Here is an 11,521-nt window from a genome sequence, read left to right as displayed (position 1 = left end):
TATCTTATTTATAGATACTATTTTTATTTATCTTTACAATGATAATAAAGATATTTGTATATTGTTTTTGATATAAAACGAAAAATGATTTTTAAATAAAAATGAAGCTGTCTATTCGACAACTTCATATAAAGTAATTTTAATTATTACTTGTTTATTTGATAAAAGTGACTCATTATTTGAAATATCTTATTTTTAGTTGTTTATTACGAATAATTATAAATTTAAAATTCCATGATCTTATTTTTAATATAATCATCTACTTTATCAATTGGCATATTTAATACAATTGCAACTTCTTCATGAAAAAGAGTTTGGGTTTGTTTTAAATAATCTAATTCATATGACTGAGCTTTATGAAAACGATGGCGCAAATAAATTGTTTTTATTAGTTTGATCCATTCTATTTCTAAGTAGCTATCAAACGTTTTTCGATATAGTTCTTGACGAAAGCGTTCGCTTGTTATTTCTAGAGTGCGGATATAGGGAATTCGCTCAATAATTTCTTCGAGTTCCTTTTTAGTTGTGACTTTTCGAATAATATCTTTAGAATCAGCTAAAATAGAGTTGTTGTTTAAAGGAGACTTTAAGGTGATCTGATTATTTATTGCAATGATTTGATAAATATGATTATTTTGATGAATTACGTAATCATTGATACTATACATTATTGTTACCTTTTTCGTTTAATTTAATGTTTTTTAAAATAAAAGGAAGAACCTCGTCAGGTTGAATGTCTAAAGTATAAGAAAATTCTTCATAAAGCATTTTTTCAGCGGCATCAAGTAAATACATGTCTTGAACATGAAATTTTTTGCCTTTTTTTATTTGCTCTTGTTTGTTTAAATACAAAGTTTTGATCAGTTTGACGATTTGTTCATGGTCACCTTTTATAATAATTTCATTATACTTTTTTTTTCGTAAATTTTTATCTTTTATCCAAATAGTTTCATTATCAGGCATAGCTTCAATAAGTTTATATATTTCTTCTTTTGATAAAATTTTACGCATTTTTGCTAAAGAAAGTTCATTATCTAAAGGAACAAGAATTTTCATTTTATTGCTGGAAGAAGTCAAGAGATAAAATTTTTTTTCTTGATTATTGATTACTCTTGAAACAATATCTGTTATTTTACATACCCCTTCACTACCATATAAAACATTTTCACCAATTTTATACATTTATTATCCTCCTATAATTAAAAAAGTGTAGTTGCAACTGGATTTACGTTCTGCAAACTACACGTTGATCTGTTTATATTATAACATTTTTAAATCAACATTTCATATTAAAATTTCAAATTACATATCATAAATTTATTGTTTTTTCAAGACTAAATTTTATAAATATAGTACCAATTTTTGAACCTAAATGTATAAATATGTAAATACAGCTAAAAGTAAGCAATGTTATAATAATATTTAGGAGGTATAAGGAAATGAAAAAATTTAGAAAAATTTTTGCAGCTGCTGCCAGTATGGCATTAGCGGTAACCGCTTTCAGTGCACCGGTATTAGCAGAAACTGTAGATACTACTTATGATTGTAGTTTATCTGCAAGAGTCACTGATGCGGGTGAAGTGGTAAACAAAATGACAATTGATTTTGGAGCAGGGTATAGGGTTTCAAATGTAGATCTTGATACTTTTACAGTTACTGCAAAATCAACTATTAAAATTGAAGACGAGGATTATAAAGGAAAAGAGCAATACAATGGCAATCGTAAAATTGTAAAAGTAGAGACAGATGGTCAATATGTTAATGTTTATTTTGATGAAAACGATGGGTATGGATCAACATTGACATACATAAGTGATGCCAAAAAAGGATATGCAAGAAATTATCCTGCTGAATTAGAGTATACGATCGTTCAAAATAAAGGTGTAACATTGACTGCTGCTGATGGTCGAGAAATCGATGATAATTATATTGCAAAATATACTACAGATAATACTGTAACTAATGATGAAACAGCTAAATTTGAATCTGTAATAGTCGAAAATGGTATTAACTATCAATATTATGATGCAGGGAATGCAGATTCACTTATTGTTTGGTTCCATGGAAATGGTGAAGGAGATCTTTTAAATTCTGGTAATAACGTAGCTCAAATGCTTGCAAACAGAGGAACTGTAGCTTGGGCTAGTGATGAAGCACAAGAAATTTTTGGTGGGGCTCATGTTATGTCATTCCAGGCACCTGATACTTGGTATTATGCTCAAAGAGATGGTTTATTAGAAATAGCATATAATGAAATCAATGATTTAATTAAAGCTAAAAATATTGATCCTGAAAAAGTATATGTATCAGGTTGTTCAGCTGGTGGTTATATGACTACAAGAATGTTAATTGCATATCCTGATTTATTTAAAGCTGCTATGATCAACTGTCCAGCTTTAGATGTAGCGACTGCTCGTGGTGGACAAACACCAACTGATGAAGAATTAGCTTCACTAACAAAATCTGATACTGCAATTTGGTTAGTTCAAGGGGTAACAGATTCAAGTGTTGCAACAGATGAATGTTCAAAGAGAATGTTTAAGATTTTAACTGAAGGTCAAGAAACTACGGAAATAAGATATTTGCAAAATATTAATTCTGATTTTACAACTTATGAAACTAAAGACAATAAATATAAATTAACATTATATGATACAGTAAATGTTGATGGTGCCAATAAAATAAATCTTGAAGAAGATTATGATATGGATAGTACTCCTACATTAGTTCATTATAATGATCACTGGACATGGATTTTTACATTAAATAATAATCCAAAAGATGCTAATGGAACGTCAATTATGGAATGGGCAGCTAATTATAATGTTAGTGTAGAGCAACCAGTAACACCAGTTGCACCTAGTCCAGATAGTCCTGAAAAAGCTGTACCAACTGGTGATAATGTTTTAACTAGTTTGTATGCAACAGCAGCATTATTAAGTGTTTGTGGATTGGCATTTGTAAAAAGAAAATTTAATTAATATTTAAAGGGTTCGTGAATTTATCATGAATCCTTTTTTTTATGATAGATGTTAAAAAAGACTAACATTTATATTGAAAATATCTTTTGATAATGTTAAAGTAAATCTGATATTTATAATAAAAAGGAGATAATATGAAATATTTGTATTTTATTTTGGGATTGGTATTTATGCTGATTGGAATGATAGGTGTGGTGTTGCCGATTTTACCAACAACCCCGTTTCTTTTGGCTGCTTTATTCTTTTTTACGAAGAGTTCATCGCGGGCTAAAATTTGGTTTCAAGGAACTAAATTGTATCAAAATCATTTAAATGATTTTGTTACTAGAAGAGCAATGACATTACGAACTAAAGTGATGTTATTATCGTTTGCCAGTACTATGCTTTTAATTGCATTTTTAATGATGAATAATATTTATGGAAGGATAACGATTGTTTTATTAGTGATATTTAAATATTATTATTTTATATCCCGAATAGAAACAATTAAAAAAGTGGGTAATGATTAATAAAAGATTAGTTAGTTATTTAAAAGATGATAAAAAATATGTATATTTACAAGTATTGATGCAATGGTTAGGACTAATCATGCAAATTATGATCATTGCCATTATGGCTGATATGATAAATAAGGTTTACTACTATAGTAAGACAGATTATTTTATAGTTAAGATAATAATTATCGTAGTCTTAGTTTTAATAAAGGGGTATTTTGGAAAACTGGCATCCACGTATTCTTTTAAAGCTGGAAAAAATATAAAAGGGAAACTTAGATGTGATATTTATAAAAAAATCTTATTATTAAATAATCACTATAATGAAGTGATTAGTACTGCTTCACTTACCCAGTTAATGAGTGAAGGCGTAGAACAGTTAGAAATATACTTTGGTAAATATTTACCTCAGTTCTTTTACAGTATGTTAGCACCAGTGACATTGTTTATTATTCTTGGGCAAGTAGAATTTAAGGCAGCATTAGTGCTTTTTATTTGTGTTCCGTTGATTCCGATGTCAATCGTATTAGTACAAAAATTTGCAAAAAGATTATTGAGTAAATATTGGGGATTGTATGGAAATCTAGCAGAGCGATTTTTAGATAATGTTAAAGGCTTAACAACATTAAAAGGGTATCGTGGTGACCAATATAAACATATTGAGATGAATGAAGAAGCACAACGTTTTAGAAATATTACGATGAAAGTATTAGTGATGCAGTTAAATTCAATTAGTGTTATGGATTTAGTTGCTTATGGTGGTGCTGCACTGGGAATTATTATATCGTTGTATAGCTATCAAGCGGGTGCAATTGATTTAGGACAAGCGTTTATGATGATTATGTTATCAGCTGAGTTTTTTATTCCGCTTAGATTATTAGGATCGTTTTTCCATATTGCTATGAATGGTAATGCAGCGAGTGAAAAGATTTTTAGATTATTAGATGTCGAGATTAAAGATGATAAGAATTTAGAAATTGAAGATATTAATGAAATTGAAATTAGCAATTTATCGTTTGGCTATGATGAAAAAATCGTATTAAAAGATATCTGTTTAAAGATCGATCAACCTGGTGTTTATGGAGTCGTTGGAAGTTCGGGAAGTGGAAAGAGTACGATTGCAAAACTGCTAATGGGTTATTATGATAATTATCAGGGTAAATTGACTTATAATGGTAAACAGGTAAATAAAATCAATCATCATAGTTTAATGAAAGAAATAACTATGGTTGAGCATGATCCATATATTTTTGCAGGAACTTTACGTTCAAATCTATTAGATGGTAATTGTAATAGTGATGATACAATGATGATAGATGTTTTGAAAAAAGTTAATTTGTGGAATTATTTTGATGGGATAGCAGGATTAGATAGTGTAATTGAAGAACGGGGAAATAATTTATCAGGTGGTCAAAAACAACGTTTGAGCATTGCTAGAGCATTATTACATGATACAAAAGTATATATTTTTGACGAAGCTACTTCAAATATAGATATTGAAAGTGAAGAAATTATCATGAAAGTAATTGAACAAATGCAAAAAGATAAGATCGTTATTTTGATTAGTCATCGTTTAGCATGTGTTGAAAATTGTAAGTGCAACTATGTCTTTAGTCATGGTAAGCTTGTAGGTTATGGAAATCATGAAATGTTAATGAAAGAAAATGAGGAATACCGAATATTAGTTAACACGCAAAAAGAAATTGAAAATTATGGGGGTAATACAAGTGAAAAAGCGTAGTAATTTAAAGGTTGTAATTAGCTTGATTGCTCTAGTTAAATCGATGATATTAACGATGCTGTTGGCAATTGTCCTTGGTGTAATTGGTTATTTGGCGGCTATATTTTTGACAATTATTGCAGGAGAAATAATAATTAAAATAGTAAACAAAGAAACTTTTACTAATTTACTTTATCTTTTGATTGCTTGTGGTGTTTTACGTGGTTTTTTACGTTATGGTGAACAGTGGTGTAATCATTTTATTGCTTTTAAATTATTGGCAATGATAAGAGATATTGTTTTTGCAAAATTGAGAAAATTAGCACCAGCAAAACTAGATGGAAAAGATCATGGGAATTTAGTTGCAATGATCACTAGTGATGTTGAGCTATTAGAGGTATTTTATGCTCATACAATTTCACCAGTTATGATAGCTTTAATTGTTTCAATTATCATGATTGTTTATTTAGGAAGTTTTCATATTGCACTAGCCTTGTTGGCGGCGCTAGCATATTTATTTATTGGTGTATTCATTCCACTAGTAGTAGGTAAAGTATCTGGTAATAAAGGATTAGATTATCGAAATACTTATGGTAAATATACTAGTTATGTATTGGAGTCTGTTCATGGGTTAAGGATCGTTGATCAATTTCTATGTGGTAAAAAACGTTTAAATGAGATTGCCCAAAAAAGTGAATTACTAAATGATCAAAACGAAGAGTTAAAAGATTTAGAAGGGCAGTATCGCATGATCGGAGATATCAGTGTTAGCTTATTTTCATTGGCGATGTTTATTTTAAGTTATTATTTATATCTTCATCAGTTGATTAGTTTTAATGGTGTTTTAATTGGAACGATTGCTTTAATGTCTTCATTTGGACCAGTATTGGCTCTATCATCACTAGCACATAATTTAGTAATAACATTTGCCAGTGGCAATAGGGTTCTTGATTTGTTGGATGAAATGCCGCAAGTTGCTGAGGTTAGTGATGGGTATCAAGGTGATTTAGGAACAATTGAAATAAAAGATGTATCATTTAAGTATGAAAATGAAGTGATTTTAGATAAAATCAATATGGTAATCAAACCAGGCGAGATAGTTGGAATAGAAGGTCGTAGTGGTAGTGGAAAGACAACGTTATTAAAATTATTAATGCGTTTTTATGATCCTAGCAGTGGTGATATTTTGATAAATGGCCATAATCTAAAATCATGGCAAAGTGATTCTTTAGCTAAACTTATTAGTTATGTTACCCAAGATACTTATGTGTTTAATGATAGTATTATTAATAATATAAAATTAGGAATGGAAGCTAGTCAAGAAGAAGTAATAGAAGCTTGTAAAAAAGCCAATTTACATGAGTTTATTATAAGTTTAAAAGATGGATATGAAACAATGATCGGAAGTCTTTATCAATCTTTATCGGGCGGACAATTACAAAGATTATCATTAGCAAGAGCCTTTTTGCATGATTCACCATTAATTTTATTAGATGAGCCAACAAGTAATTTAGATAGTTTAAATGAAGCATTAGTTTTAAAATCATTAAATGATAATCGTGAAGGAAAAACGATTATTTTGGTAAGTCACCGACCTTCCTCATTAAAGATTTGTGATCGAATAATTAAAATTGAACAAGGTAGGCAAAGTTAATGACAACAGAAAAAGAAAAAGAATTACTAACAATAATGATTTCAATATATGAAAAAGGTCATCAGCAGGATTTAAGTGAATTAAAAGAATATGCATTTAAAAGAATCGATTGTTGTCCTCGTAAAGATGAAAAAACATTCTGCTCCTCTTGCCCTATTCATTGTTATCAAAAAAAATATCGTAATCAAATAAAGGAAGTAATGAAATATTCGGGCAAAAGAATGCTGTTTAAACATCCTCTCATAACGATAAAACATTTAATAAATACAATCAAATATGCTATAAAAGGCTAAAATAATAATATAATTTATGTTATGATAATTATCGGTGAGGTGGCAGGATGGAAACTTTTGAAACTCAGCGTTTAATAATAAGGGAATTAACTATGTCTGATGCAAAGCGTTTAAGTGAATATCGTAATAAAAAAGAAGTAGCGTTTTATCAGTCGTGGTGGCGATATCCTTATAATAAAGCAGTTAAAAGAATAGAATATTGTTTAAAACATCCATTTGATGGTTCTAGAGGCAGTTATCAGTTAGGTGTGGTATTAAAAGAAAATAATTACCTGATAGGTGATTATTTTTTAGAAGTTATAGAAACTAGTTCCATAATGATTGGCTATACTTTTGATAGTGATTATTGGCATCGGGGATATGCAACGGAGTCGCTCAGAGTATTATTAGATGTTTTAAAAAATGATTATAATTTTAAAAGTGTATTTGCACATGTTTATAATGATAATTATCGTTCAATCAGGTTGTTAGAAAAATTAGGTTTTAGCCAGTATGAGCGTTCTTTATTGATGGGAGATATTGGTTTTAGATTGGATTTATAGTAGAAAAAGCGTTAAAAATTTTAACGCTTTTTATGTATTAAACACCAACTTTAAGTCATTTAGGTTTTTACTTGATAATAAGTGATATAAAAGATTTAAAAACAAAATTTTTTCAATAGATATTTGACTGTTAAATATGATATGCGTAAGGTCAAATAGGAACTAACAGTATTTTAATTGCTGTTTTTTATTTTTTAAAATTGGCAACGTTAAATAGCTTTTATTATTAATTATATAAATATTTTTAAATTTTTTATAAACATCGAAATTTATTAAATAATACTTATTTTCTATTACTTATAAATTAAAACAGATGTCTTTTTTATTATTTTTAGTTTATCAATAAAAATTTCATATTTATTTTTTGTATGAGCATAAGTTCATCATAAAATTTTGTTTAATCATTTTTTTATATGTACAATTTTAAAAATGCTGATAAATTCAATATTTTTGCAAATAAATCTGCTTCATTATGGCGTATTTAACTAGATTATTTTAATTATTAAATACAGATTATTTAACTTTACCCCCCTTTAAAATCAAGTAATTCCAATCTTTTCTATTTTATTCTGTACTTATTAATTCATATAAATCATGAATTATTTTGGTATTTTTTGGTGTGAATTATGATAAAAATAATTCAGCGAAATATTACATATAAAAAGAAGATACCGACCATAGCCAATATCTTTCTGAACCCATTTTTGAATATTATCGTATAACTTTATTTCTGTCAATGAATTTCATTAAGTTTATACAAATGAACTATTTTAATCTCGTAGTGATTAAAATAGTTCATTGTTTTTCATAAAATCTATGATATTAATATGTTTGATTCCATTTCTTTTTTGTAGTAAATAATCCGTCGTTGCAACGTATTTAGGATAATTATCTTTGATTTGTTCTAGTGGTTTATACTCTCTATCTTCTGTTTCTTTATTTAACATTATTGTATATGATACTTGAACATAAGAATAATTTAATTCTCTATCACGTAAAATAAAATCACATTCTAATTTACCAATTCTTCCAATGCTTACTGAATAATCTTGACTTCTTGCGTAAATATATACAATATTTTCTAGACATGGTCCATAATTCATTTGATTATCTGTATTAAGTGCATAATAAAAACTTAAATCCGCTATATAATACTTCTTTTCTCCCTTGATTGCTTTTTTAGATTTCATATCAAATCTATAACATTCATAAATAATTTTAGCATCTAAAAGCGCTTGAATATATCTAGTGACTGTTGCTTTACTAATTAAAGTTCCTGTCTTTCTCAATGAATTAACAATACTATTAATACTAATCAAAGACCCATAATTATTGATTATAAAATTTTTCACTATTTCAAATGCATCTCTATCTCTTACTTTTATTCTCCTTCTTATATCTTTTTCAAATATTTCTTTTATGACACTCTGTGTATAAGTCCTTTTATCAGCCAAATTATCCATTTGTACAGTACGGGGAAATCCACCTTCTAATATATATGAGTTTAATTCTTCTAAAAGATTAGAACTAACAGTTTTATTATAAAACTTCTTCATATCTATATATTCTTCTAAACTTAAAGTGAACATTTCAAATTCTATATAACGCCCAGTCAATTTTGTTATCAGCTCTCCACTTAACAAATATGAGTTAGACCCAGTTATAAAGATTGAGTATTCCCCCTCATTTCTAAATCCATTTAAAACTTCTTCAAATCCATTTACATTTTGTACCTCATCTATAAAAAGATATTTTAATCCCTCAATATTTTCTATTTTTTTATCAATTACTATTTCTAATTGATCAGCATCTTTTATTTTTCTAAATTCTCTTTTATCTAAGTCAATATATATAATATTTTCTTTTGAAATACCATTAGATATAAGTTCTTCAGCTATAGTTTGCATTAATGATGATTTACCACATCTACGAACTCCTGTAATAACTTTGATAATATCTTCTGCTTCATAAAAGCCTCTTATCTTTTTTAAATAGTTTTCTCTTTTATATAATTTCATAATAATCTTATATCACCTCTCGAATTTATAATGCATAGATCTCATATCACCATTCATATTATAACACATAGTTTTTTATTTTAATGATTTAACGTTGCTATTTTTTTGTTTTTTTTAAAAATGGTAACGTTAAATCACATTTTCATTAATTGTGTAAATGTTTTTGAATGGGAAAAAGCTTCTTTTTACCAAAAAAATTTTTTCATTATAGCGTATTTAACTGGATTATTTTAATTATCAAATACATATTATTTGACTTTAAACTCCTTTAAAAACAAGCAATTTCAATCTTTTCTATTTTATTCTATCTTTATTAATTCATATTATTTAGGAATAATTTTGATATTTTTTTGATATGAATTATGATAAAAATAATTCAACGAAATATTACATATAAAAAAGAAGATATCGACCGTAGTCAATATCTTTCTGAACCTGCTTGAATATTAACTTACGACATTGCTAATATCAATGAATTTAACTTTTAACCTATTTATTATTTATCAACCAATCTGCAATATCTATAACTTTTATACCTTGAATCGTATACATTTCTTGATGTGTTCTCGCTATAATTATTTTAGGATAGGCATCTTTTATCTTCAACAAAGGTGTTACTTCTCTATCAATTGTATTTTCATCTTCTAAGAACGTTGAAACTTGAATATAAATTTGCTCATTTCTTTTTAATGCTACAAAATCAATTTCTTTCTTATAAAGCTTACCAACATAGACCTCATATCTTCTTCTTAATAACTCTATATAAACAATATTTTCTAATGTTCTACCTAAATCTTGATTCTTAATTCCAAGAGTTGCATATTTAATAGAATGATCAACAAGATAATATTTTTGTTCAGTAGCTAAATACTTTTTCCTTTTTATATCAAATCTCTTTACTCTATAAAATACAAATGCATGACAAAGATATTTTATATAATTGATAATCGTATTGTGACTAACTTTATCATAATTACTAATTAAGTAGTTTGTAATGTTTCTAGATGATGTTAAATTGGAGATGTTGTCAATAAGATAATTTGTTAAATTTTCAAAAAGGCCTTTGTTTCTGATCTTATATTTTTGAACAATATCTCGTGTCACTATTGTTTCATAAACATCTTTTTGAATATAATCATACTTTTGTTCTATTTGGTGATATAAATATGATCCAGCAAATCCACCAATTCTTAAATAATCATTAAATGCCTGATCTGTATCATCTCTATCAAAATAAACAAGAAACTCTTGAAAGGAAAAAGGAAAAACCTCTATTGTAAATGTTCTTCCTGTGAATAAAGTTGCTAAATCACTACTTAATAAAAAAGCATTAGATCCTGTCACATATATATCATATATTTCTTTAGCATGAATACTATTTACTGCTTTTTCAAAATGTGTGCATAATTGAACTTCATCTATAAAAAGATAATTATTTTTGCCTTCAACATATTGTTCTAAAATGTAATCATGCAAACAATGATATTCTAAAAATTGTTCATTTTCTGTTTCTTGCAAATTAATATATACAATATGAGAATCCTGTTCTTGTTTTTTTAACCATTCTATAAATGAAAGAAGTAATTTTGATTTGCCTGAACGCCTCACTCCTGTAATAACTTTTATATCTGGTGTATTCTTAACGTTTATTAAAATATTTAAATAATCTTTTCGTTTAATTAACTTCATAAATTAACAACTCCTTTAGTATATCTATTATATCATATTATTGACCAAAATTGAAAAAAAATCATTTTTGGTCAATAAACTTCCAAGCTGCTTTTATACCAAAAACATTTCTAACCCATAAACAAACTTA

Annotated in this window: 10 protein-coding genes; 6 read left to right on the top strand and 4 right to left on the bottom strand. The window is 27.2% G+C overall.

The window, feature by feature from the left end:
• Positions 1-224: 224 nt before the first annotated feature.
• Both BR82_RS0100420 and BR82_RS0100415 read right to left on the bottom strand, forming a co-directional pair.
• The gene (locus tag BR82_RS0100420) at positions 225-668 is read right to left on the bottom strand and encodes a hypothetical protein (protein ID WP_027088521.1); all 444 of its coding nucleotides are present in this window, start codon (positions 666-668) and stop codon (positions 225-227) included.
• A complete protein-coding gene (locus BR82_RS0100415; protein ID WP_027088520.1) occupies positions 661-1,182 on the bottom strand; it encodes a CarD family transcriptional regulator in 522 nt (173 codons plus the stop codon). The genes BR82_RS0100420 and BR82_RS0100415 overlap by 8 nt, the downstream gene beginning before the upstream one ends.
• A gap of 257 nt (positions 1,183-1,439) precedes the next feature.
• On the opposite strand from BR82_RS0100415, the gene BR82_RS0100410 reads away from it, so the two are divergent.
• The 6 genes from BR82_RS0100410 (at position 1,440) to BR82_RS0100385 (ending at position 7,684) form a co-directional block, all read left to right on the top strand.
• Complete coding sequence (locus BR82_RS0100410) at positions 1,440-2,981, top strand: prolyl oligopeptidase family serine peptidase (protein WP_027088519.1); 1,542 nt, start codon at positions 1,440-1,442, stop codon at positions 2,979-2,981.
• A 134-nt stretch (positions 2,982-3,115) separates the two neighbouring features.
• On the top strand, positions 3,116-3,490 hold the full coding sequence (locus BR82_RS0100405) for a YbaN family protein (RefSeq protein ID WP_027088518.1): 375 nt from the start codon (positions 3,116-3,118) through the stop codon (positions 3,488-3,490).
• Positions 3,483-5,216, top strand: coding sequence for an ABC transporter ATP-binding protein/permease (locus BR82_RS0100400; RefSeq protein ID WP_027088517.1), 1,734 nt, complete (start codon positions 3,483-3,485; stop codon positions 5,214-5,216). Before BR82_RS0100405 ends, BR82_RS0100400 begins: the two co-directional genes overlap by 8 nt.
• Complete coding sequence (locus BR82_RS0100395) at positions 5,203-6,849, top strand: amino acid ABC transporter ATP-binding/permease protein (protein WP_027088516.1); 1,647 nt, start codon at positions 5,203-5,205, stop codon at positions 6,847-6,849. The genes BR82_RS0100400 and BR82_RS0100395 overlap by 14 nt, the downstream gene beginning before the upstream one ends.
• On the top strand, positions 6,849-7,142 hold the full coding sequence (locus BR82_RS0100390) for a nitrous oxide-stimulated promoter family protein (protein ID WP_027088515.1): 294 nt from the start codon (positions 6,849-6,851) through the stop codon (positions 7,140-7,142). Before BR82_RS0100395 ends, BR82_RS0100390 begins: the two co-directional genes overlap by 1 nt.
• Before the next feature lie 47 nt (positions 7,143-7,189).
• Entirely contained in the window at positions 7,190-7,684 is a 495-nt protein-coding gene (locus tag BR82_RS0100385) for a GNAT family N-acetyltransferase (RefSeq protein ID WP_027088514.1), read from the top strand.
• A gap of 785 nt (positions 7,685-8,469) precedes the next feature.
• On the opposite strand, the gene BR82_RS0100380 is transcribed toward BR82_RS0100385, so the two are convergent.
• A complete protein-coding gene (locus BR82_RS0100380; RefSeq protein WP_027088513.1) occupies positions 8,470-9,702 on the bottom strand; it encodes an ATP-binding protein in 1,233 nt (410 codons plus the stop codon).
• Positions 9,703-10,191: 489 nt separating this feature from the next.
• The gene (locus BR82_RS0100375; RefSeq protein ID WP_027088512.1) at positions 10,192-11,391 is read right to left on the bottom strand and encodes an ATP-binding protein; all 1,200 of its coding nucleotides are present in this window, start codon (positions 11,389-11,391) and stop codon (positions 10,192-10,194) included.
• Positions 11,392-11,521 lie beyond the last annotated feature (130 nt).

The sequence above is a fragment of the Thomasclavelia saccharogumia DSM 17460 genome, assembly GCF_000686665.1.
Lineage (GTDB): Bacteria > Bacillota_I > Bacilli_A > Erysipelotrichales > Coprobacillaceae > Thomasclavelia > Thomasclavelia saccharogumia.
This window is presented reverse-complemented; position numbering and strand designations above follow the sequence as displayed.

Excerpts from the sequence above, each read along its gene's own strand:
- BR82_RS0100390 (WP_027088515.1), top strand. The coding sequence starts at position 6,849 with ATGACAACAGAAAAAGAAAAAGAATTACTAACAATAATGATTTCAATA.
- BR82_RS0100380 (WP_027088513.1), bottom strand. The coding sequence starts at position 9,702 with ATGAAATTATATAAAAGAGAAAACTATTTAAAAAAGATAAGAGGCTTT.
- BR82_RS0100415 (WP_027088520.1), bottom strand. The coding sequence starts at position 1,182 with ATGTATAAAATTGGTGAAAATGTTTTATATGGTAGTGAAGGGGTATGT.
- BR82_RS0100400 (WP_027088517.1), top strand. The coding sequence starts at position 3,483 with ATGATTAATAAAAGATTAGTTAGTTATTTAAAAGATGATAAAAAATAT.
- BR82_RS0100385 (WP_027088514.1), top strand. The coding sequence starts at position 7,190 with ATGGAAACTTTTGAAACTCAGCGTTTAATAATAAGGGAATTAACTATG.
- BR82_RS0100375 (WP_027088512.1), bottom strand. The coding sequence starts at position 11,391 with ATGAAGTTAATTAAACGAAAAGATTATTTAAATATTTTAATAAACGTT.
- BR82_RS0100405 (WP_027088518.1), top strand. The coding sequence starts at position 3,116 with ATGAAATATTTGTATTTTATTTTGGGATTGGTATTTATGCTGATTGGA.
- BR82_RS0100410 (WP_027088519.1), top strand. The coding sequence starts at position 1,440 with ATGAAAAAATTTAGAAAAATTTTTGCAGCTGCTGCCAGTATGGCATTA.
- BR82_RS0100420 (WP_027088521.1), bottom strand. The coding sequence starts at position 668 with ATGTATAGTATCAATGATTACGTAATTCATCAAAATAATCATATTTAT.